This window comes from Streptomyces sp. NBC_01003, assembly GCF_045162695.1.
Classification (GTDB): Bacteria; Actinomycetota; Actinomycetes; order Streptomycetales; family Streptomycetaceae; genus Streptomyces.
In genome coordinates, this window is record NZ_CP108707.1 from 2,524,347 (window position 1) to 2,547,135 (window position 22,789).

Consider the following 22,789-nt stretch of genomic DNA (forward strand, 5'->3'; position numbering starts at 1 on the left):
TGCGCGCCGGACCATGAACCCGCCCACGAGCCGTCCAGTCCCGAGGAGAGCCGCCCGTGCCCAGCCAGAAGGCCTTGATCCGCCGCCCCGGACCCCGCCTCGCGGACGGGCTCGTCACACACGTCGAGCGCACGCCCGTCGATCCGGAGCTGGCGCTCACGCAGTGGGAGGCCTACGTCGCGGCGCTCGGGGAGCACGGCTGGGAGACGGTCGAGGTCGGGGCCGCCGACGAGTACCCCGACGCGGTCTTCGTCGAGGACGCGGTCGTCATGTACCGCAACGTCGCGCTGATCACCCGGCCCGGCGCCGCGTCCCGGCGCGCGGAGACGGCCGGCGTCGAGGAGGCCGTGGCCCGGCTCGGCTGCTCCGTGAACCGGGTACGGGAACCCGGCACCCTCGACGGCGGCGACGTCCTCAAGGTCGGCGACACGATCTACGTGGGCCGTGGCGGGCGCACGAACGCGGACGGCGTCCGGCAGTTGCGGGCCGTGTTCGAGCCGCTCGGTGCGCAGGTCGTCGCCGTACCGGTCAGCAAGGTGCTGCATCTGAAGTCGGCGGTGACGGCCCTGCCCGACGGCACGGTCGTCGGGCACGAGCCGATGGTGGACGTGCCGTCCCTCTTCCCGCGCTTCCTGCCCGTCCCGGAAGAGGCCGGCGCGCATGTGGTGCTCCTGGGCGGCGGGAAGCTCCTGATGGCGGCGAGCGCGCCGAGGACGGCGGAGCTGTACGCGGATCTCGGCCTGGAGCCGGTTCTGGTGGACATCGGCGAGTTCGAGAAGCTCGAGGGCTGTGTGACGTGCCTCTCAGTCAGGCTCCGCGAGCTGCACTCCTGAGGCGCAATGAAGCCACAGAGGCCACTGAGACCGGAGGGGCCGGTTCCGGGGGGCCCTTTACAGAGGGTTTAACCTACGGCAACGTAACCTACGACACCGTAGGTACAACCGCTCGTGCCTGCGTTTCGTCTCCTCGCACTACTCCCGTCCCCCCTGGAGCCCTCGTGACCATCACCTCTCCCCACCTCGGCAGCTCGTCCTCCACCTGGACGGACGCCCAGCTGCTGTACGCGCTGGAGGAAGTGGTCGAGAAGGAACTGAACCGGCACCTCAAGGTGGCCAAGGACTGGATGCCGCACGAGTACGTGCCGTGGGCCGACGCCCGTAACTTCCCCGGATTCTTCGAGGACGGCGAGGCCTGGGCGAAGGACCAGTCCAAGGTCACCGAGATCGGCCGGGTCGCGCTCGTCGTCAACCTGCTGACCGAGGACAACCTCCCCAGCTACCACCACGAGATCGCCTCCCTCTTCGGCCGCGACGGCGCCTGGGGCACCTGGGTGCACCGCTGGACCGCCGAGGAGGGACGCCACGGCATCGTGATGCGTGACTACCTGCTGGCGTCGCGCGCCGTCGACCCGGACCAGCTCGAGCAGTTCCGCATGGCGCACATGGCCGAGGGCTTCGAGTCCGACAACCGGCACTCGATGCTGCACTCGGTCGCGTACGTCGCCTTCCAGGAGCTCGCGACCCGCGTCTCGCACCGCAACACCGGCCACCAGTCGGGCGACCCGGTCTGCGACCGCATGCTGGCACGCATCGCCACCGACGAGAACCTGCACATGGTCTTCTACCGGAACCTGCTCGGCGCGGCCTTCGAGCTCGCCCCCGACCTCACGATGCAGGCCGTGCGCGACGTCGTCGTCAACTTCCGGATGCCCGGACACGGCATGCCCGGCTTCGAGCGCGCCGCCGCCCAGATGGCCATCGGCGAGATCTACAACATGCGCATCCACCACGACGACGTGATCCAGCCCGTGCTGCGCTTCCTGAAGGTCCTGGACATCGACGGGCTCGGCCCGGAGGGTCTCAAGGCCCAGGAGGAGCTCGGTCTGTACATGGGCGGCCTGGACAGCGAGGCCTCCAAGTTCGACGAGAAGCTCGCCGCCCGCAAGGCCCGCATGGCGGCCCGCGCCGCGGGCTGAGCCCCGCGCAGCAAGCCCCGCACACAGAGCGCCGCGGCTGGTTCAGCCGCGGCGCAGCTGGTGGCGCTCCTTCTCGGAGAGGCCTCCCCAGACGCCGAAGCGCTCGTCGTTGGCGAGCGCGTACTCCAGGCAGGCGGAGCGCATCTCGCACCGGCCGCAGATGCTCTTCGCCTCGCGTACCGAGCTGCCGGGCTCGGGAAAAAAGAAGTCGGCGCCCGTCTGGGCGCACAGCGCCTCGTCCTGCCAGGAGGGGACGGACGCTGCCGCGCCCTCCGGGTTCATCGCCTGCCGCGCGGAGTTGGGGGCCCCGGGAGCGCTCGTGACGGGTCGCAGCGTGTAGTTCGAGTACATGCCACCGATCGTGCCGCGTGGCGAAAAACAGACGATCAACGACTGATCAACGCGGCGCGCCGGGCGGATTCGGCCTGACCCCGCCCAGTCCCTCCGGGACGCGCCCGGACCCGGCTCAGGTCTGGTTCGGGTCTCCCTTGATCACCGCGAAGCGGGCGCCCTGCGGGTCGGTGAGCTTGGCGATGCGGCCGACGCCCGGCAGGTTCGTGGGCGCGAAGCGCACCTTACCGCCGAGCTCCTGCGCCCGGGCGGCGATCGCGTCGACGTCCGGTACATGGAAGTACGGCGACCAGTGCGCCCCGATGTCGGACTCCGCCGGGTCGTCGCCCAGCGTGACCATGCCGCCGAACATGTCGTCCTCGCCCGTGCCCGCCGGGTTCACCGTCACATAGGTGCCGCCGGGGAACGGCACGTCGAACGTGCCCCAGCCGAGCACCGAGCCGTAGAAGTCCTTCGCCACCGCGACATCCGGGGTGTACAACTCGATCCAGTTGAGCGAGCCGTCCTCCGTGGCGAGATCCAGGCCCTTGTTCCGCCCTGGCTGCCAGAGGCCGAACGTCGCCCCCGCGGGATCGGCGATGACGGCCATGCGGCCCAGGTCCAGCACGTCCATGGTCTGGAACGGCGCGGATCCGCCGGCCTGCTCGGCGGCCTTCACCGTCGCGTCCGCGTCCTGCGTCTGGAAATAGACGGTCCAGGACGGCGGCGCCTGGTCGGGCGTGACGGTCACGCCGCCGGCGACGGTCTTGCCGTCCAGCTGGAACAGGCCGTAACCGCCGACCTCGGGGCCGCCCGACTGGAACTGCCAGTCGAAGAGCCCGGTGTAGAAGGAAACGGCGGCGTCGAGATCCGGCGTTCCGAGATCCAGCCAGTTCGGCGAGCCGTCGACGAAACGGGTGGTGAGCATGGTGCCCTCCTCGTTGAGGGTGCCCCCCTTGCAGGGGTCCCGTTGTCTGCGTCACCGAGTCTGGCACCGCGCACCGACAATGGCCGTTCCACGCGCCGCCGCCACTCCGGACCGGCGCCGCGTCGCCGATGAGCCGCCGACCAGCCTCGACCGTGCCACCGCGCAGCCGACGCCCGCCATCACCAAGCCATCGCCAAGAGTTGAACGGTCCGCAGAAATGGGAGCGCTCCCCGTCACAAGTCTTGACCCGTCGCGCCACACTCGCAACAGTGGGGCTCCCCCACATCTCAGGAGTCCTCCGTGATATCGCGCAGACTGTTCCTGACCGGCGCCGCCACGGCCGCCACCGCACTCACCTACCCGGCCTGGGGCAGCGCCCTCAGCCCGGAGGCCAAGGCAGCACCCGCCACCTGCGAACTCGCCCTGCAGAACAAGTCGTTGCCCGGCACCGTGCGTGCCTATGTCACGGGCCACGAGCAGGGCACCGACCGCTGGGTGCTGCTCAAGCCCGACGGCGGGGTCTACCACCCCGACTCGCCGTCAGCCCCGCAGACCCCGCTGCCCGTCGACTGCGCCATCCCGCTGGGCGCGGCGGGTTCGACACCGAAGATCCTGACGCTTCCTCAGATGTATGGTGCCCGCGTCTACTTCGTACGCGACAACACGCTCGACTTCTTCCTCAACCCGGGCCCCGCGCTCGTCGAGCCGGCCTTCGCGACCTCCACCGACGCGAACTACGGGAAGACCTGGTCGTTCTGTGAATTCACCTTCAACTCAGACCAGTTGTACGCGAACATCAGCTACGTCGACCTGGTGACGGCCCTGCCCATCGGCCTGACCCTGGAGGGCGATGCCACGCACACCGTAGCGCCGCTCCCGGACGGCGCGGTGGACAAGATCGCCGCGGATCTCGCGGCCCAGACCGCCAAGGACGGGCAGCCCTGGGACAAGCTCGTCATCCGCGGAGGCGACGGCAAGGTCCTGCGCGTCATCTCGCCGCAGAACCTGATGGCCCCCTACTTCGACCGCCCCGACGAGATGCCGTTCCGGGACGTCTGGGACAGCTATGTCGACCAGGTCTGGGAGAAGTACCGCACGACGGACCTGAAGATCGATCTCCAGGGCGGCCGGGGCGTGTTCACGGGCCGGGTCAGCGGCGACACCCTCACCTTCAACGGCGGGCACAGCTTCCCCAAGCCCGCCTCGAAGGACATCTTCACCTGCAACCACGGCCCGTTCACCAACAACCCCGGCGACCCCGACGACAAGAAGGGCCTCCTCGCCCGTCTCGCCGCCGGGTTCAACCGCAGCATCATGCTGACCCACCCCGAGCAGCCGAACGGCACCACGACGGCCGACTACTACCAGGGCGACGTCACCAACCACTGGTCGCGGGTCGTGCACGCCAACTCGCCCATCGGGTATGCCTTCCCGTACGACGACGTGCGCCCCGACGGACAGCCGGACGTGTCCGGCGCGGCGCACGACGGCAACCCGCGGCGCTTCACGGTCAGCGTCGGATCGTAGGTCCCGGACGACTCACGCCCGGGCGTCCTCGCGGATGAGCTCTGCGGCCTTCTCCGCGAGGGCGACGGTCGGGGCGTGGGTGTGACCGCGGGTGATGCGCGGCATCACCGAGGCATCGACGACGCGCAGGGCCTCAGCACCCCTGACCCGCAGGCGCGGGTCGGTCACCGAGCCCTCGTCGGCGCCCATGCGGCAGGTGCCGACCGGGTGGTAGAGCGTCTCGGCGCCCGCGCGGATCGCCTGCGCGAGCTCCTCGTCGCCGACGGCCCCCGGGTACGGAGCGAGGGGCCCGTCGGTGTACGGGGCGAGCGGCTCGGCCGCGAGGAGTTCCTCGGCGCGGCGCACTCCGGCCATCAGCGTGCGCAGGTCCTCGTCGCGGGCGAGATAGCCGGGGTCGATCAGCGGCCGCGCCGAGGGGTCCGCCCCGCCCGGGGTGATGCGGCCCTCGCTCGCGGGCTGGAGCAGGACGACGCCGATCGTGATGCCGTGCTCGACGGGCGGGGTGAGCCCGTGGTTGACGAACGGCACGGGAGCGTAGATCAACTCGATGTCAGGGGAGGTCAGTTCGGGGCGGGTCCTGATGAAGGCGACCGCCTCGCCGACGTTCGACGTGAGCGGTCCGCGCCCGGCGAGGAGGAAGCGGCCCACATTGGTGAGCGAGTCCGCGCCGGTGAGGGTGACGGGCCGGGGGCAGCGCATCGTGACGGCGAAGGAGAGATGGTCCTGGAGGTGACGGCCCACGTCGGGGGAGGCGACGCGGACGTCGATCCCCGCCTCGGCGAGCTGCCCGGGGTCACCTACGCCCGCCTGCTGGAGCAGCTGCGGTGAACCGATGGCGCCCGCACTGAGGATCACCTCGCGGCGGGCGCGCAGGATGCCGGGGACTCCCTCGGCGACGACGCCGGCCACGCGGGTGCCGTCGAAGTCGAGGCGCGTGACCCGGGCGTCGGTGCGGATGTGCAGGTTGGGCCGGCGCGCGGCCGGTTTCAGATAGCCGTCGGCCGCGCTCCACCGGCGGCCGCGGCGCTGGTTGAGCGGGGTGAGCGCGAAGCCGCCGTGGTCCTCGTGGTTCAGCTCCGTCAGCTCGCGCAGACCGGCGGCGCGGCAGGCGTCGAGGAAGGCGGACGTCGTCACGTTCGGGTCGCGCGGCGGGGAGATCCAGAGCGGGCCCAGGGTGCCGTGCGGGGAGTCGGCGCGCCGGGTGCCCGCCCAGCGTTCGGCGCGCTGGAAGTAGCGCGCGAACTGCTCGTACGACCACTCCTCGCCGGCCGCCTCGCCCCACGCGTCGTAGTCGTCCCGGTGGCCGCGCACCCACATCATGGCGTTCATCGAGGAGGAGCCGCCGAGTGTGTGGCCGCGCGGCCAGTACAGCTCACGGCCGTCGAGCGCGGACTGCTTGGACGTCGAGTAGTCCCAGTCGTACGGCGTCCGGAACAGCTTCGGGAACGCCGCCGGGATACGGATCTCGGGTTTGCGGTCGCGCGGGCCCGACTCGACGAGCGCGACGCGCACGGCCGGATCCTCCGACAGCCGCGCGGCCAGCACACAGCCGGCCGACCCGGCCCCGACGATGACGTAGTCGTACTCGCTGTCCTTGCTCAACTCGACTCCCGGGGTGGGTGGTTGAGGACCAGGTGATGATCCGCTTCCTCCCCGGAGGTGTACACCCGTGGCGCACCCCCGCGAAAGCCCTCTAACCGGTGTGCCCCGCCGGATGGTGCGGCTCGTAGCCCGGGATGGTGCCGTCCTCCTTCTTCACCAGGAAGAGCCCCACCATCCCCATGTCGGAGTGGCTCTGGACGTGGCAGTGGTACATCCAGGCGCCCGCCCCGACGCCCTCGCCCGCGATGACCTGGAAGCCGAACGAGTCCGCGGGGCCGACGATCTTGTTGTCGACGACCTGGCTCGGGTCGTCCGGGCCGGTCAGCATGCCCGTGCGGTTGTCCGCCCAGCGATGACCGTGCATGTGGAAGGTGTGGTAGTACTCGCCGTGCGTGATCATGACGATCTCGACGCGATCACCCACCGTGGCCTCGAAGTTGGGGCCCTCGTGCGCCGGCTTGTTGTTGATGGTCATGTCGTTGAAGACGATCGTGAACGTGGTGTCCGGGAGGACGTCGCCCTTGCGCCGGACGATGACCGGCCCGTACAGGCCCTTGCGGATGCCGCCGGTGCCGTGTTCCGTGCCGACGACGTGGTCGTGGTAGTGCCAGTACCCCGCGCTGCCCGCGCGCCACGTGCCGTCCTTGCGCCGGCCGGGGACGTGCGTCCGCCAGGTGTAGGTGCGCTTGCCCCCGGGCTCGACGTCGCTCTTGTTGAGCTTGGTGCCGTCGCTGGAGACCTCGTAGTCGAGGCCGTGGACGTGCAGGCTGGCCGCCACGTCCATCGTGTTCTCGAACTCGATGTGCAGGGTGTCGCCCTCGTTGAGCTCGATCAGAGGGCCGGGTACGGACGCCTTGCCCTTCTCGAACCCGTAGCCCATCTGCCCGTCCGCGAGCTTCTCGGCGTACATCTTGATGCGCTTGACCTCGCCGCCGGCCGGAGCCGTGCGCACCGGGCCGTCCGCGGGGGCGGCGTCCGTCGCCGCGATGAGCGACAACGATGTCGCGGTCGTCGCGACGGCGGCCCCACCCATCAGCACCCGCCGGTTGAAGCTGCGCCTGTCCATGCCGAACTCCCCACCCTCGTACGGGATTTGCGGACGTGCCACCCGTGCCTGCCGTGACGACCAGAGAGACGGTAACCGGGTGATCTTCGTTTATCCACACTCAGGACAAAGTTCGTGCCATTGCAGCCATACCTATTGGCGAGCCGCGAAAAGAGGTCTAGCTTCGTCCGCGCCGTACCTGTGACCGACGAGGGGTGGGTGAACTCATGCGGTCCACGCCGCATCAAAAACCCTTGGACGTAAGAGGGTTGGACAGAGACAGACGCAGACGACGCCGTGCAGTCGCCGCGGTCCTGGCGTCCGGGGCGGTCGCCGCCGGACTCCTCACCGGGCCCGCCGCCAGCGCGCGTCCGGGTCCCGAACCATCCGTGACAACGATGTCCCTGCCGTCGCCTCCCGGCGGCTCGAATGTGCGCGTCCTGGTGTACTACGGCTCCGCCGCGGGCGGCGACGAGTCACCGGTGGTGAACGCGGGAATCGCGGCCATCGAGAAGATCGGCCAGAGCGGCCCCGCCGCCCAGCGCTTCAAGATCACGGCGACGGACGACGCGTCCGTGTTCACCAACGCCACCAAGCTCGGCCGTTTCAACGCGGTCGTCTTCCTGACCGGCGGCGGCGATGTGCTCGAACCGGACCAGGAGGCGGGGCTCGAGTCGTTCATGGAGGCCGGCGGCGGGTTCGTCGGCATCCACGACGCGGCCCGCGCCGAGCCGTACTCGGACTGGTTCACCGGTCTGATCGGAGCGCGTCCGGCCGACTCCAGCCCGGCGAACGTCCAGCGGGCCACCGTCGAGGTCGGTGACCGCCAGCATCCGGCCACCAAGGACCTTCCCGTGCAGTGGAAGCGGCCCGACCAGTGGCTGAACTGGGTGAAGAACCCGTCCGGCTCGGTGCACACCGTGGCCCGGGTCCGCGAGTCGACGTACCAGCCGGGCGCGAGCGCCAACGGCGCGGACCACCCGGTGTCCTGGTGCCGTGACTACGACGGCGGTCGCTCCTTCTACACGGGCATGGGCGGCACGGCCTCCAGCTACGACGAGGTGGACTTCCAGTCGCATCTGCGCGGCGCCCTGCTGTGGACGAGCCGCATCGTGCGCGCCGACTGCAAGGCCGCGATCGACTCCAACTACAAGGCCGAGCGTCTGACCCAGCCCAACCAGGTGGGCCAGAACGACCAGATCGGCGAGCCGCACGGCCTGGTCACCGCGCCCGACGGACGCGTCCTGTACATCGGCCGCGGCGGCGCCGACTCCTCGCAGCCGGTGATCACCGACTGGAACAACCCCGACGTCGGCAAGGGCAAGGGCGAGATCCACGTCTATGACCCGAAGACCAAGAAGGTCACCCAGGCCGGGGCGCTCACCGTCTTCGGCAACAAGGGCGGCGGCGACGAGCTCACCAAGGTCGAGGAAGGGCTGCTCGGCATCGAGCTCGACCCGAAGTTCGAGCAGAACGGCTGGGTGTATCTGCACTACACGCCGCACTCGCAGATCGACCGCGACAAGCAGATGGCCGAGCGCCGCGTCTCGCGCTTCACGCTGGATCTGAACACGAACAAGCTGGACATGGGCAGTGAGAAGGTGCTGCTCAAGTGGCCGGTGCAGATTCACAGTTGCTGCCACGCGGGCGGCGGGATGGCCTGGGACTCCAAGGGCAACCTGTACGTCGCGACCGGTGACAACAACTCCTCGGGATTCAGCGACGGCTACTCGGGCAACAACCCGCAGCCGAACTACAAGGGCGTCTCCTTCGCGGACGCGCGCCGCACCGCCGGCAACACGAACAACCTCAACGGCAAGATCCTGCGCATCCACCCGGAGGCCGACGGCACGTACACGCTGCCGGAGGGCAACCTCTTCACGGGCAAGGAGACCGCGGAGGGCGGCGGCAAGACACGCGGCGAGATCTATGTGATGGGTGTCCGCAACCCGGCGCGCATCTCCGTCGACAAGAAGACCGACACGCTGTACGCGGGCTGGGTCGGCCCGGACGCCGGTGAGCCGTCGACGACCTGGGGTCCGGCGAAGTACGACACGTTCGCCGTGATCACCAAGGCGTCCAACCGAGGCTGGCCGTACTGCATGGGCAACAAGCAGCCCTACCGTGACCGCAATCTGCCGGACCCGACGAAGCCGCTCGGCTGGTACGACTGCGACCACCCGAAGAACGAGTCGCCGAACAACGACGGCCTGGTCAACCTGCCGCCGGTGACCGGCAACAACATCTGGTACTCGCCGCAGGGCGGGGCGCCGGACTACCCGCGCGACGCCAACGGCATCCCCTCGTACAAGAAGGAGGAGGCCAAGTACCTCCTGCCGTGGCTGAAGGGCGGCGGGCAGGCCGCGATGGACGGGCCCGTCTACCGCTACGACGCGTCGATCCCGAACGCGGACAAGTGGCCGAGCTACTGGGACGGCAAGTGGTTCGTCGGTGACTTCTACGACGCCACGCAGCCGCGGCACGCGGTGATCACCGACCCGAAGACGGCCGGCGACGGCGGCATCCCGGTGCACGCCGACAACCTCAAGAAGATCGTGCCGGTCGGCAACGACGGCATCAAGAACCTCATGGACTGGAAGTTCGGCCCCGACGGCGCGCTCTACGTCCTCGACTACGGCCGCGGCTTCTTCACCTCCGATCCCAAGTCGGCCCTGTGGAAGGTGACTTACACGGGCGGCGAGGCGACCCCTGCGGCCGGTGACCTGGCCAGGAAGGCGCAGTGATGAGGATGCGCACCAAGAACCGGCGAAGACTGTGGACGGCGCTGTTCGCCGCCGTGCTGCTGATGCTCGGACTCGGCTCCCCCGTCGCGTTCGGGCAGGACGCCCCGGTCGCCGCGGCCCAGCAGGTCCTGAACTGGACGGGCAGCGACGACATCACCAAGTACGCCTCGGCGCCGACCACGGCGGTGGCGGGCGCGACGACAATCGTCTTCGAGAACAGCGCGGCGACCGGCAACACCATGGGCATGCCGCACACGCTGACGTTCGACACGTCGGACCCCGAGTACAACAACGACGTGTCGGTGAACATCCTGGCCAACCCGAACGACAGTGAGGGCGGCAAGCACTCGGTCGAGGTCACCCTGACCCCGGGCCGTTACCGCTACCACTGCACGATCCCCGGCCACGAGGGCATGCAGGGCATCCTCGTCGTGACCGAGGGCGGCGGCGAGGACACGGCCGCGCCGGAGACCTCGGCGAAGGTCGACGGGCAGAAGAACGCCCAAGGGGAGTACATCGGTTCGGCGTCGGTCAGTGTGACGGCGACGGACGCGGGATCCGGTGTCGACAAGGTCGAGTACGCGGTCGGCGCCGACGGCGCCTGGCAGCCCTACACGACCGCGGTGGTCGTCGACCAGGTCGGTACGCACAAGATCCGTTACCGGGCGTCCGACAAGGCGGGGAACGTGGCGGCGGAGAAGTCGGCCGACTTCACCGTGGTCGCGCCGCCGACGGACGACAAGACGCCTCCGGAGACCTCGGCGACGGTGAGCGGCGAGAAGAACGACAAGGGCGAGTACCTCTCGATGGCGACGGTCACGGTGACGGCCTCCGACACCGGATCCGGAGTCAACTCCATCGAGTACGCGGTGGGCTCGGACGGCGCCTGGCAGCCGTACACCTCCCCCGTGATGGTGCACGAGGTGGGCGCGCACACGGTCCGCTACCGCGCCGCGGACAAGGCGGGGAACCAGGCCACGGAGAAGTCGGTCGACTTCACCGTGGTCGCGCCGCCCGTGCAGGACAAGACGCCGCCCGAGGTGTCGGCGAAGGTCGACGGCGAGAAGAACTCCGACGGCGCGTACCTCAAGAGCGCCAAGGTGACGGTCTCCGCGTCGGACGCCGAGTCGGGCGTCGAGAAGATCGAGTACTCGCTCGACGCGGGCCCCTACCTCGCGTACACCGCGCCGGTCGTGGTGGACAGGGCGGGCGCGCACACGGTCGCGTACCGGGCGAGCGACAAGGCCGGCAACACGTCGGCGGCGAAGTCGGAGTCCTTCACGGTCACGACGGGCGGCGGGGTCCCGGCGCCCGACTGTGCCGAGTTCGACGAGCGGTTGACGGTGATCGTCGGCACGGTCGACACGGGCATCCCGAACCGGGTCACCAACAACCGGTGCCGGATCAACGAGTTGATCGAGGACGAGCGGGAGTGGACCTCGCAGGCCCTCTTCCTCAAGCACGTCAAGACCGTCACCGACAAGCTCCTCAAGGAAGGCGTGATCGACCAGCGCGAGTACAACAAGATCAACCGCACCGCCAAGCAGTCGGGGATCGGCAAGCCCGGGCAGACCGAGGGCTACCGCAAGATCTTCGACGGCACGCAGGGCTCGCTCGACAAGTGGGAGCAGGTCGGCGGCGGCAAGTTCGGCCTGAACGCGGACGGCTCGATCACGTCGAGCACCACCGTCGAGGGCATGGGCATGCTGTGGTTCCCGCAGCGCAAGTACGGTGACTTCTCGCTGAAGCTCCAGTGGCGGGACGACGCGCCGGGCACGGGCAACGCCAACGGCGGTGTCTTCGTGCGCTTCCCGTGGGTCCACGACCACCCGGAGGAGTCGCGGCCGGAGTGGGTCGCCATCAAGTACGGGCACGAGGTGCAGGTCCTCGACCGTCCTGACGGCGACATGTACAAGACCGGTTCGATCTACGGCTTCGACCGCGTGGGTCTCGCGGGCGCGGGCGTCACCCAGAAGGGCACCTGGAACGACTACGAGATCCGTGTGGTCGGCCAGCACTTCTCGATCCTGCGCAACGGCGTCCTGATCAACGAGTTCGACAACACGGGCGGGCAGGTCTTCGAGCCGCCGCGCGGGGACGACCCGGGCACGGACGGCCGGCGGTACTCCTCCGGCTACGTCGGGCTCCAGGTGCACAGCACGACGGACGTCATCTCGTACCGGGACATCCGCGTCAAGGAGCTGTAACAGGCAGTATCCGTAGGTGAGTTGAGCGAGTCGAGCCGGGTCAGTCCTCGTGTCTGGCCCGGCTCGGCTGTACCCGCTTGGGCTCGCCCGGCATCTTCGGGTACTCGGGCGGGTACGGCATGTCGCCCAGGCCGCGGTCCCGTTCGTCCCGGTCGGCGAGTTCGAGGAGCGCGTCGAGCCGGAAGGCGTGCTCGTCCATGTCCTCGTGGACGTCGCCGAGTTCGGCGTAGCGGGCCGGCATCGACCCGATGTCGAAGTCGGCCGGGCGGGCGTCGTCGACCTCGTCCCAGCGCAGCGGCGCGGAGACGGGGGCGTTCGGCCGTGGCCGTACCGAGTAGGCGGAGGCGATGGTGCGGTCGCGCGCGGTCTGGTTGAAGTCGACGAAGATGCGCTCGCCGCGCTCCTCCTTCCACCAGGCAGTGGTGACGCGGTCCGGCATACGGCGCTCCAGCTCGCGGCCGCAGGCGATGGCCGCGCGGCGCACCTCGACGAACGTCCAGTTCGGGGCGATCGGCACGAAGACGTGCATGCCGCGGCCGCCGGACGTCTTGGGCCAGCCGCGCAGACCGCCGAAGTCATGGAGGACGGAGCGCAGCTCGTGGGCGGCGCGGACGGCGTCGTTGTAGTCGGTGCCGGGCTGCGGGTCGAGGTCGATGCGCAGCTCGTCGGGGTGGTCGGGGTGCGCGCGCCGGACGGGCCAGGGGTGGAAGGTGAGGGTCCCGTACTGGGCCGCCCAGATGACGGCGGCGATCTCGGTGGGGCACATCTCGTCCGCGTGGCGCCCGCTGGGGAAGGTGATGGTGCCGGTGGGGATCCAGTCGGGCAGGTTCTTGGCTGCGCGCTTCTGGTAGAAGGACTCGCCGTCCAGGCCCTCGGGGTAGCGCTGGAGGGTGGTGGGGCGGTCGCGCAGGGCGCGCACGATGCCGGGGCCGACGGAGAGGAAGTAGCGGGCGAGGTCGAGCTTGGTGTAGCCGGGCTCGGGGAACATGACCCGGTCCGGGCTGGACAGGCGTACCGTCCGCTCCCCCGCCTCCAGCTCCACGGCCGCACCGTTCGACTTGCCCATGCGGGCCACGCTAGGCGCATCGGCCTGCGTGCGCATACCGGGCGGGTGACGGCGTATCGCGACAGAATCGGCTCATGGTCATGGATCTGCCGGTGATGCCGCCCGTGAAGCCGATGCTCGCCAAGTCCGTCGCGAAGATCCCGCCGGGGATGCAGTACGAGGCGAAATGGGACGGCTTCCGCGCGATCGTCTTCCGGGACGGCGCCGACCTGGAGATCGGCAGCCGCACGGGCAAACCCCTGACCCGCTACTTCCCCGAGCTGGTCGCCGCCCTCCTCGACCGGCTGCCGGAGCGCTGTGTCCTGGACGGCGAGATCGTGATCGCCAGGGACGGCCGGCTCGACTTCGACGCGCTCACCGAACGCATCCACCCGGCCGCGTCCCGGGTGAAGACGCTGGCGGAGCGGACCCCGGCGTCGTTCGTGGCGTTCGACGTACTGGCCCTCGGCGACGAGTCGCTGATGGACACGCCCATGGCGGACCGCCGGTCCCGCCTGGCCGAGGCGCTGTCCGGCGCGACGCCGCCCGTCCACCTGGCCCCGTCGACGACCGACGCCGAGCTGGCGCAGACGTGGTTCGAGCAGTACGAGGGCGCGGGCCTCGACGGGGTGATCGCCAAGCCGTTCGACCTGCGCTACCGCGAGAACGAACGCCTGATGTTCAAGATCAAGCATGAGCGGACCGCGGACTGTGTCGTGGCCGGCTACCGCTTCCACAAGAGCGGCCCGGTCGTCGGCTCCCTGCTGCTCGGCCTGTACGACGACGAGGGCGTTCTCCAGCACGTGGGCGTCTGCGCGGCGTTCACGATGAAACGGCGTACGGAGCTGATCGCGGAGCTGGAGCCGCTGCGCCTCGAGTCGGCGCAGGACCATCCGTGGGCCGCGTGGACCGAGGAGTCGGCGCACGAGAAGGCCCGCCTGCCCGGGGCGACGAGCCGCTGGACCGGCAAGAAGGACCTGTCGTGGGTGCCCCTCGAACCGCGGCTCGTCGCCGAGGTGGCGTACGAGCACATGGAGAACGGCGCGCGCTTTCGCCATACGGCCCGCTTCCGCCGCTGGCGCCCCGACCGGACGCCCGAGAGCTGCACGTACGCGCAGCTGGACGAGCCGGTGCGGTACGACTTGGCGGATGTCCTGCGCTAGCCGGTACGAGCGTCAGTTCACGCGAGCTCCGCCAAGTATTTCGAACACGTTCGACCGGAACTGATCGATCCGCCCCTGGGCGGGTATCACCCACAGGTGCGAATACGACGGATGCGGGTGACGCGCGTGCGGCGGGCCGCGATCGTCGCGGCGGTCCTGGCCGCTACGGCCGCCGGGTGCACGGTCGGCGACGGACACCCGCCGGACGGCCACTCCGCGAGCCCCACCGGAGGGGGAAGCCGTGGCCCCGTTCTCGCCGTGAAGATCGACAACGTGGGGCCCGCCCGTCCGCAGACCGGCATCGGCCGGGCCGACATCATCTACGCCGAGCAGGTCGAGAGCGGTCTGAGCCGGCTGATGGCCGTGTACGCGACCCGGCTGCCGCCCGTGGTCGGACCGGTGCGCAGCGCCCGCGAGACCGATCTCGAACTGCTGCGGCAGTTCGACCGCCCCGCGCTCGCGTTCTCCGGCGCCCAGTCGAAACTGCTGCCGCTGATCGCCGAGGCCCCGCTCAACGCGCTCCCGCCCGGCAAGGCCCCGGCGGCCGCCTACTTCCGCGGCAGCGACAAGCCCGCGCCGCACAACCTCTACCTCCGACCGGGCAAGCTGGGCGTGACGCCGCAGGCGGGCGCGCTGGCGGCGGCCGGGGTCACGTTCGGGGCGCGCCCGGCGGGCGGGCGGGCCAAGAACGCCCTCACCGTGCGCTTCCCGGCGGCGCGCTTCACCTTCGACTGGTCAGCCCAGAGCGGCAGTTGGCAGGTATCGATGGACGGCACCCGGGCACGCACCACGGACGGCGGGATGCTGAACGCCTCGACCGTCGTCGTCCAGTACGTCGATGTCCGCAGCTCGCGGTTCCACGACCGGTCGGGAAACACGTCACCCTTCTCCGACACCGTGGGTTCGGGCAAGGCGACGGTACTGCGGGACGGGCGGGCGTACGACGTCCGGTGGGAGCGGCGCTCGGCGGCCGACGGCACACAGTTCACGACGGCGGACGGCGGCAAGCGCATGACGTTCGCGCCCGGGCAGGTGTGGGTCCTCTTCGCCGAGCGGTGAGAGCCCCGGCTCGCACCGGGACACCGCCGTCAGGCCTTCGCGAGCGGCTCCGTCGGATTGCGAAGCCCCTCCGCCGCGTCCGAGACGCGCTGGATCAGGTCGAAGAAGACGGCCTGCTCGTCGGCGGACAGCGGCGCGAGGAAGATCTGATTCATCCGCGCCGTGCGCACGGTCAGTTTGCGGTGGACGCGCGTCCCGTCCTCGGTGAGGCGCAGCAGGGAGCGGCGGCCGTCCTGCGGGTCGCGCACCTTGTCGATCAGTCCGCGGCGGCTGAGGCGGCTGATGACCTCGGCGATGGTCGAGCGGTCGAGGCCGACGCGCTCGCCCACGGTGCGCTGGTCGAGGCCGGGCTCGGCGACGAGCGCGTTCAGGACGGCGAACTGCGGTGAGGTGATCTCCTCGGAGACCATCGTGTTCCACAGCAGGTAGTGCGCCTGCTGGAGGCGCCGGGCCAGGTGCCCCGGGTGGGTGGTCAGATCCACCGCGGCCATCGCGGACCTCCGGTCTTTTTCGAGTGTGTACTGACCAATACTCGACCATAGGGCAGCCCATGTCGAGTCGACTCCCCCGCCTCCTACCGTTGCCACCCTGGGCTATTGACGGTACGGGCATGCGGTGGCACCGTAAGCGCCAGTCACATAAATGCTCAGTGCGCTGAGCATTTCAGGTTCGTGGAGAGGCTGGCTCGGATGGACAAGGTGGTGGCGACGGCCGCGGAAGCGGTCGCCGACGTGGGGGACGGGGCGTCCCTCGCAGTCGGCGGGTTCGGCCTGGCCGGCGTCCCTAACGTGCTCATCGGCGCGCTCCACGAGCGCGGCACCACGGGCCTGAGCGTGGTCTCCAACAACTGCGGGGCGATGGACTCGGGCCTGGCCGTGCTGCTCGCGGCCGGGCGGATCGCCCGGGTCACCGGGTCGTACATCGGCGCCAACAAGGAGTTCGCCCGTCAGTACCTGTCCGGCGAGGTCGAGGTCGAGATGATCCCGCAGGGCACGCTCGCCGAGCGCCTGCGGGCCGGCGGCGCCGGCATCCCCGCGTTCTACACGCCCGCCGGCGTCGGCACCCAGGTCGCCGAGGGCGGACTCCCCTGGCGCTACGACGGCCAGGGCGGCGTCGCGCTGGCGTCCCCGCCCAAGGAGGTCCGCACCTTCGACGGCACGGACTACGTCCTCGAGCACGGCATCCGCACCGACTTCGCCCTCGTGCGCGCCGCCAAGGGCGACCGCCACGGGAACCTCGTGTTCAACAAGTCCACCCGCAACTTCAACCCCCTCGCCGCGATGGCCGGACGCGTCACCGTCGCCGAGGTGGAAGAACTCGTCGAACCCGGCGACATCGACCCCGACGCCGTGCACGTGCCCGGCATCTTCGTCCAGCGCGTCGTGCCCCTCACGCCCGGGCAGGCCACGGACAAGCAGATCGAACGGCGCACCGTCTCCGCGCCTCCGGCACGAGGAACGGTGAGCAGCTGATGGCCTGGACCCGCGACGAGATGGCCGCGCGCGCCGCCCGCGAGCTGCGCGACGGCCAGTACGTCAACCTCGGCATCGGCCTGCCGACGCTCATCCCGAACCACCTGCCGCCCGGCGTCGAGGTCGTCCTCGAGTCCGAGAACGGCATCCTGGGCGTCGGCCCCTACCCGGCCGACGACGAGGTAGACCCCGACCTCATCAACGCCGGCAAGGAGACCGTCACCGTCCTGCCCGGCGCCTCGTACTTCGACTCGGCGCTCTCCTTCGGCATGATCCGCGGCGGTCACATCGACGTCGCCGTCCTCGGCGCGATGCAGGTCTCCGCCCGCGGCGACCTCGCCAACTGGGCCGTCCCCGGCAAGATGATCACCGGGATCGGCGGGGCCATGGACCTCGTCCACGGCGCGCGGAAGGTCCTCGTCGCCATGACCCACACCGCCAAGGACGGCACACCCAAGATCGTCGGGGAGTGCACTCTGCCGCTGACCGGCAAGGCCTGCGTCAACCGCGTCATCACCGACCTCTGCGTCCTCGACGTCACCGCCGACGGGCTCGAACTCGTCGAGCTGGCCCCCGGCGTCACCGCCGACGACGTCACCGCGAGGACCGCCGCCAAGGTCCGCATCCCGGAGGAGGCCCGATGAAGGACGTCTACGTCATCGACGCCGTCCGCACGCCGGTCGGCAGATACAACGGCTCCCTCGCCTCCGTCCGCCCGGACGACCTCGGCGCGCATGTCATCCGTGAACTGCTCGCGCGTACACCGGAGTTGGACCCGGCGCTGATCGGCGACGTGTACTTCGGCAACGCGAACGGCGCGGGCGAGGAGAACCGCAACGTCGGCCGCATGGCGGGGCTGCTCGCCGGGCTGCCCACCTCCGTGCCCGGCGTCACCGTCAACCGGCTGTGCGCCTCCGGCCTCGAAGCCGTCATCCAGGCCGCGCGGGCCATCGCGCTCGGCGACATCTCCATCGCCCTGGCCGGCGGCGTCGAGTCGATGACCCGCGCTCCCTACGTGCTCCCCAAGAGCGACCGGCCGTTCCCCGCGGGCAACACGGAGCTGTACTCCACGACCCTGGGCTGGCGCATGGTCAACCCGCGGATGGAGCCGCAGTGGACCGTGCCGCTCGGCGAGTCGGCCGAGCTGATCGCCGACAAGCACGGGATCACGCGTGAGCAGCAGGACGCGTACGCGCTGAGCAGTCATCAGAAGGCGTCCGCGGCACAGAAGAACGGACTGTTCGACGTCGAGATCGTGCCGGTGGCCGTCCCCCAGCGCAAGGGCGACCCGCTCGTCGTCTCACGCGACGAGTGCGTGCGCGAGAGCGCGTCGCCGAAGGCCATGGCCACGCTCAAGCCGTCGTTCCGAAAGGAGAACGGGACGGTGACGGCGGGCAACGCGTCGCCGCTCAACGACGGCGCCGCAGCACTTCTGCTCGTCGACGACGAGGGTCTGAAGGCCACCGGCCGCGAGCCGCTCGCCCGGGTGACGGCCTCCGGGGTCGCCGCGATCGACCCTCACTACTTCGGGCTCGGCCCCGTCGAGGCGGTCAACCGCGCGCTCGCCAGGGCCGGCAAGGGCTTCGGCGACCTGACCACGCTCGAACTGAACGAGGCGTTCGCCGCGCAGGTCCTCGGCTGTGTCGCCGAGTGGCCCGAGTTCGACCCCGCGATCCTCAACCCGCGCGGCGGCGCCATCGCGATCGGCCACCCGCTCGGCGCGTCCGGCGCGCGGCTCGCCGGATCCGTCGCGCACCAGCTCAAGGCCGCCGGTTCCGGCACCGGCGTCGCCACCCTCTGCATCGGCGTCGGACAGGGCCTCGCGCTCGTCCTCGAACGCTAAAGGACTCAGGAACCCACCATGGCACTCACCCAGTCGGACATCGACGTCGAGGTCGCGGACCTCCAGAGCGCGTACGACAAGGCGCGCGCGGGCGGCGCCCCGGCCCAGCACCACCCGCCACGCGACTACGCGCCGTACCGCAGCTCGCTGCTGCGCCACCCGAAGCAGCCGCTCGTCGCCGTGAACGGCGGCGACCCGGAGACCGTCGAACTGTCCGGGCCCGTCTTCGGCGCCACCGACATCACCGACATCGACCAGGACCTGACGCGTCAGCACGCGGGCGAGCCGCTCGGCGAGCGCATCACCGTGTCCGGACGGCTGCTCGACAGCGACGGCCGCCCCGTGCGCGGCCAGCTCGTGGAGATCTGGCAGGCCAACGCGTCGGGCCGGTACGCGCATCTGCGCGACCAGCACCCGGCGCCGCTCGACCCCAACTTCACCGGCGTGGGACGAACCCTGACGGATGATCAGGGCCGGTACTCCTTCACCACCGTCAAGCCGGGCGCGTACCCGTGGCGCAACCACACCAACGCGTGGCGCCCCGCACACATCCACTTCTCCCTGTTCGGCGACGCGTTCACGCAGCGGCTCGTGACGCAGATGTACTTCCCGAACGACCCGCTGTTCCGCTACGACCCGATCCTGCGGTCGGTGACGGACGACGCGGCGCGCGACCGCCTGGTCGCGGCGTACAACCACGACCTGTCCCAGCCCGAGTTCTCCCTCGGCTACGAGTGGGACATCGTCCTCGACGGTCCCTCCGCCACCTGGATCGAGGAAGGCCGATGACCTCCGTGCCCGAGAAGCTGCTCCCCACGCCGTCGCACACCGTCGGACCGTTCTACGGCTACGCCCTGCCGTTCCCCGAGGGCGAGCAGGTCGCGCCGAAGGGGCATCCCGACACGATCGCCCTGCACGGCTACGTGCTCGACGGCGAGGGCGCCCCGGTGCCGGACGCCATCCTGGAGTTCTGGCAGGCCGGACCCGACGGCTCGCTCGACGGGGCGCCCGGCTCGCTGCGCCGCGACACCACGACCGGCGGACATCTCGGCCGCAACGGCACGGACTTCACCGGATTCGGCCGGGTCGCCACGGACGCCGACGGCCACTACGCGCTCTTCACACTGCCGCCGGGCAACGCGGGAGTGCCGTACGTCAGCGTGTGCGTGTTCGCGCGCGGTCTGCTGCACCACCTGTTCACCCGCGCCTACCTCTCCGACGGCGCGGACCCGCTGCTCGACGCCCTGCCCGCGGAGCGGCGCGCGACGCTGCTCGCGCTGCCGCAGGAAGACGCGCACCGCACGTACCGTTTCGACATCCGCCTTCAGGGCGAAGGCGAAACGGTCTTCCTGGAGTTCCAGTGACACCTGTCGATCCCGACGCCGGCCTGCTCGCCCCCGGCCGGGTGGGCTCCCCCGCCGAGTCGGCCACCTCGGACGCGGCGGTCCTGCGCGCCCTGCTCGACGCGGAGGCGGGGCTCACCCGGGCGCAGGCCGCCCTGGGCCTGGCGCCCGCGGCCGCGGCGGACGCGGTGACGCGGGCCGCCGCGGACGAGGGGCGCTTCGACCCCCGTGACCTCGCGCTGCGCGCCCGCTCCGGGGGCAACCCGGTGATCCCCCTGGTCGCCGACCTGACGGCCGCGGTGGCCGGGGAGCACGCCCCGTACGTCCACCGCGGCGCCACCAGCCAGGACATCCTGGACACGGCGCTCATGCTGGTCGCGGCCCGGACGCTGGACGGGCTGCTCGGCGACCTGGCGCGCACCCAGAGCGCGCTCGGTCGGCTCGCGTCCGCGCACCGCGACACCGTCATGCCGGGCCGTACGCTCACGCAGCACGCCGTGCCGACGACGTTCGGCCTGAAGGCGGCGGGCTGGCGCTCGCTCGTCCTCGACGCACGCGACCGGCTGAACACCGTGCGGGCTTCACTTCCTGTCCAGCTGGGCGGCGCGGCGGGCACGTTGGCGGCGTTCGGTGTGTTCGGCGCCACGAACGCCGGTGAGCTGACCGAGGCATACGCGGCCGAACTCGGCCTGGTCGCGCCCGTGTTGCCCTGGCACACCCTGCGCACTCCGGTCGCCGACCTCGCGGGCGCGTTCGCCTTCACGGCCGGGGCCCTCGCCAAGCCGGCGGCGGACGTGCTCACGCTGTCCCGTACGGAGATCGGCGAGCTGTCGGAGGGGGCGGGCGGCGGTTCCTCCGCGATGCCGCACAAGGCGAACCCGGTCAGGGCCACGCTCGTGACGGCGGCCGCCCGCCGCGCACCCGCGCTCGCCGCGACGCTGTACGCGTCGATGGCGGCCGAGGACGAGCGCCCCGCCGGTGCCTGGCACGCGGAGTGGGAGCCGCTGCGCGACCTCCTGCGGCTCGTGGGCGGCGCGGCGCGCGACGCGGCCGAGCTCACCGAGGGGCTTCAGGTCCACGCGGACGTGATGCGTGAACACCTCTTCGCCACCCATGGGTTGATCGTCTCGGAGCGCCTGGCGGCCGAGCTGGCGCCCCTGCTCGGGCGTGCCCGCGCGAAGTCCCTGATCACCGAGGCGGCGCGGCGCACCCGCACCGAGGACAGGCCCCTGGCCGAGATCCTGGCCGACGAGCCCGATCTCAAGGGCGTCGACCTGGCCGACCTCACCGACCCCGCCCGTTACACCGGCTCCGCCGGAGCCCTCACCGACCGTGCCCTGGAGCGACGTTGAGCACTGCATCCCCCGACCGCGGCACCCTTCTTCACCACCGCGCCGAAGGCCCCGCCACCGCTCCCCCGCTCCTCCTGGGCCCCTCGCTCGGCACCTCCACCGCCCTGTGGGACGTGGTCGCGCCCGAACTGTCCGTCACCCACCGTGTGGTGCGCTGGGACCTGCCGGGACACGGGAAGTCCCCGGCAGGCCTGATCGGTCCGGGTGCGACCGTCGCCGATCTGGCCCGGCTCGTCCTGGACCTCGCCGACTCCCTCGGCATCGAGCGCTTCGCGTACGCGGGGGTGTCGCTCGGCGGCGCAGTGGGCCTGCACCTCGCGGTCCACCACCCGGAGCGGGTGACGAGCCTCGCGGTGATCTGCTCGTCGGCGCACTTCGGCGGCTCGAAGCCCTGGGAGGAACGGGCCGCGCTCGTACGCCGCGAGGGGCTCGGCCCGGTCGCCGAGACCGCCGACCGGCGCTGGTTCACGCCCGGATTCACCGTGCCCGCGCTCATCGAGGACCACCGCACCGCCAACTCGGAGGCGTACGCGGCCTGTTGTGACGCGCTCGCCGCGTTCGACATCCGCGAGGAGCTCGCCTCGATCACGGCTCCCACGCTGCTGATCGCGGGCCGCGAGGACCCGGCGACGCCGCCCGCGCATCTGCGGGAGATCGCCGACGCGGTGTCCGGCTCGTCGCTCGTCGAGATCGCGGGTGCCTCGCACCTCGCCCCCGCCCAGTGCCCCGCACCCGTGATCACGGCGCTGCGCGCCCAGCTCGGCGGGGGTGCCGGACGCGGCATGGAGGTGCGCAGGCAGGTGCTCGGCGACGCACACGTCGACCGCGCGCAGGCCAGGCAGAGCCCGTTCACGGCCCGCTTCCAGGACTTCATCTCGCGCTACGCGTGGGGCGAGATCTGGACCGACCCGACGCTGACGCGCCGCGAACGGTCCATGATCACGATGACGGCGCTGGTGGCCCACGGCCACTACGACGAGCTGGCGATGCATGTGCGCGCCTCACTGCGCAACGGCCTGACGCCCGACGAGATCGGCGCCGTACTGCTGCAGTCCGCGGTGTACTGCGGTGTCCCCGCGGCGAATTCGGCGTTCGCGGTGGCTCAGCGGGTCCTCTCCGAGGAGAGCGGCGAGGGCCCGGCGGCAGGCTGAGCC

20 protein-coding genes are annotated in these 22,789 nt (G+C 70.8%); 14 read left to right on the forward strand and 6 right to left on the reverse strand.

What is annotated here, in order from left to right:
- Window positions 1–56: 56 nt before the first annotated feature.
- Complete coding sequence (gene ddaH / locus OG698_RS11745; RefSeq protein ID WP_406103031.1) at window positions 57–833, forward strand: dimethylargininase; 777 nt, start codon at window positions 57–59, stop codon at window positions 831–833.
- A gap of 164 nt (window positions 834–997) precedes the next feature.
- Window positions 998–1,975, forward strand: coding sequence for an acyl-ACP desaturase (locus OG698_RS11750; RefSeq protein ID WP_329568665.1), 978 nt, complete (start codon window positions 998–1,000; stop codon window positions 1,973–1,975).
- A 42-nt stretch (window positions 1,976–2,017) separates the two neighbouring features.
- On the opposite strand, the gene OG698_RS11755 is transcribed toward OG698_RS11750, so the two are convergent.
- Both OG698_RS11755 and OG698_RS11760 read right to left on the reverse strand, forming a co-directional pair.
- Window positions 2,018–2,257, reverse strand: a complete 240-nt coding sequence (locus OG698_RS11755) for a WhiB family transcriptional regulator (RefSeq protein WP_329581343.1) — start codon at window positions 2,255–2,257, stop codon at window positions 2,018–2,020.
- A 184-nt stretch (window positions 2,258–2,441) separates the two neighbouring features.
- Window positions 2,442–3,233, reverse strand: coding sequence for a VOC family protein (locus OG698_RS11760; protein ID WP_406103032.1), 792 nt, complete (start codon window positions 3,231–3,233; stop codon window positions 2,442–2,444).
- A gap of 300 nt (window positions 3,234–3,533) precedes the next feature.
- Here OG698_RS11760 and OG698_RS11765 point away from each other — a divergent pair, with 300 nt between their 5' ends.
- Window positions 3,534–4,760 (forward strand): glycoside hydrolase family 64 protein, encoded by a 1,227-nt coding sequence (locus OG698_RS11765; RefSeq protein WP_406103033.1) that lies wholly within the window; start codon window positions 3,534–3,536, stop codon window positions 4,758–4,760.
- 12 nt (window positions 4,761–4,772) lie between these two features.
- On the opposite strand, the gene OG698_RS11770 is transcribed toward OG698_RS11765, so the two are convergent.
- Together OG698_RS11770 and OG698_RS11775 are read right to left on the reverse strand one after the other, a co-directional pair.
- Window positions 4,773–6,362: a GMC family oxidoreductase gene (locus tag OG698_RS11770; protein ID WP_406103034.1), complete on the reverse strand. Its 1,590-nt coding sequence runs from the start codon at window positions 6,360–6,362 to the stop codon at window positions 4,773–4,775.
- 91 nt (window positions 6,363–6,453) lie between these two features.
- Window positions 6,454–7,428: a multicopper oxidase domain-containing protein gene (locus OG698_RS11775; RefSeq protein ID WP_406103035.1), complete on the reverse strand. Its 975-nt coding sequence runs from the start codon at window positions 7,426–7,428 to the stop codon at window positions 6,454–6,456.
- A gap of 293 nt (window positions 7,429–7,721) precedes the next feature.
- Between OG698_RS11775 and OG698_RS11780 the strand changes: the two genes are divergently transcribed.
- Window positions 7,722–10,151, forward strand: coding sequence for a ThuA domain-containing protein (locus OG698_RS11780; protein WP_406110987.1), 2,430 nt, complete (start codon window positions 7,722–7,724; stop codon window positions 10,149–10,151).
- A gap of 5 nt (window positions 10,152–10,156) precedes the next feature.
- Window positions 10,157–12,358, forward strand: coding sequence for an OmpL47-type beta-barrel domain-containing protein (locus tag OG698_RS11785; RefSeq protein WP_406110989.1), 2,202 nt, complete (start codon window positions 10,157–10,159; stop codon window positions 12,356–12,358).
- A 40-nt stretch (window positions 12,359–12,398) separates the two neighbouring features.
- On the opposite strand, the gene ligD is transcribed toward OG698_RS11785, so the two are convergent.
- The gene (gene ligD, locus OG698_RS11790) at window positions 12,399–13,424 is read right to left on the reverse strand and encodes a non-homologous end-joining DNA ligase (RefSeq protein ID WP_406103036.1); all 1,026 of its coding nucleotides are present in this window, start codon (window positions 13,422–13,424) and stop codon (window positions 12,399–12,401) included.
- Window positions 13,425–13,504: 80 nt separating this feature from the next.
- Here ligD and OG698_RS11795 point away from each other — a divergent pair, with 80 nt between their 5' ends.
- Both OG698_RS11795 and OG698_RS11800 read left to right on the forward strand, forming a co-directional pair.
- Window positions 13,505–14,566 (forward strand): ATP-dependent DNA ligase, encoded by a 1,062-nt coding sequence (locus OG698_RS11795; protein WP_406110991.1) that lies wholly within the window; start codon window positions 13,505–13,507, stop codon window positions 14,564–14,566.
- 111 nt (window positions 14,567–14,677) lie between these two features.
- Window positions 14,678–15,625, forward strand: a complete 948-nt coding sequence (locus OG698_RS11800) for a DUF3048 domain-containing protein (RefSeq protein WP_406110993.1) — start codon at window positions 14,678–14,680, stop codon at window positions 15,623–15,625.
- Between the two features lie 29 nt (window positions 15,626–15,654).
- Here OG698_RS11800 and OG698_RS11805 read toward each other — a convergent pair whose 3' ends face one another.
- A complete protein-coding gene (locus OG698_RS11805) occupies window positions 15,655–16,116 on the reverse strand; it encodes a MarR family winged helix-turn-helix transcriptional regulator (protein WP_406103037.1) in 462 nt (153 codons plus the stop codon).
- A gap of 198 nt (window positions 16,117–16,314) precedes the next feature.
- Here OG698_RS11805 and OG698_RS11810 point away from each other — a divergent pair, with 198 nt between their 5' ends.
- Genes OG698_RS11810 through pcaD form a run of 7 tightly spaced genes read left to right on the forward strand, consistent with a single transcriptional unit; the run spans window position 16,315 to window position 22,786 of the window.
- On the forward strand, window positions 16,315–17,097 hold the full coding sequence (locus OG698_RS11810) for a CoA transferase subunit A (protein ID WP_406103038.1): 783 nt from the start codon (window positions 16,315–16,317) through the stop codon (window positions 17,095–17,097).
- Window positions 17,097–17,741: a CoA transferase subunit B gene (locus OG698_RS11815; protein ID WP_406103039.1), complete on the forward strand. Its 645-nt coding sequence runs from the start codon at window positions 17,097–17,099 to the stop codon at window positions 17,739–17,741. The genes OG698_RS11810 and OG698_RS11815 overlap by 1 nt, the downstream gene beginning before the upstream one ends.
- A complete protein-coding gene (locus OG698_RS11820) occupies window positions 17,738–18,940 on the forward strand; it encodes a thiolase family protein (RefSeq protein WP_406103040.1) in 1,203 nt (400 codons plus the stop codon). The genes OG698_RS11815 and OG698_RS11820 overlap by 4 nt, the downstream gene beginning before the upstream one ends.
- A gap of 18 nt (window positions 18,941–18,958) precedes the next feature.
- Complete coding sequence (gene pcaH / locus OG698_RS11825; protein WP_406103041.1) at window positions 18,959–19,729, forward strand: protocatechuate 3,4-dioxygenase subunit beta; 771 nt, start codon at window positions 18,959–18,961, stop codon at window positions 19,727–19,729.
- Complete coding sequence (gene pcaG / locus OG698_RS11830; protein ID WP_406103042.1) at window positions 19,726–20,304, forward strand: protocatechuate 3,4-dioxygenase subunit alpha; 579 nt, start codon at window positions 19,726–19,728, stop codon at window positions 20,302–20,304. Before pcaH ends, pcaG begins: the two co-directional genes overlap by 4 nt.
- Entirely contained in the window at window positions 20,301–21,635 is a 1,335-nt protein-coding gene (pcaB, locus tag OG698_RS11835; protein WP_406103043.1) for a 3-carboxy-cis,cis-muconate cycloisomerase, read from the forward strand. The genes pcaG and pcaB overlap by 4 nt, the downstream gene beginning before the upstream one ends.
- A complete protein-coding gene (gene pcaD / locus OG698_RS11840; RefSeq protein ID WP_406103044.1) occupies window positions 21,632–22,786 on the forward strand; it encodes a 3-oxoadipate enol-lactonase in 1,155 nt (384 codons plus the stop codon). Before pcaB ends, pcaD begins: the two co-directional genes overlap by 4 nt.
- Window positions 22,787–22,789 lie beyond the last annotated feature (3 nt).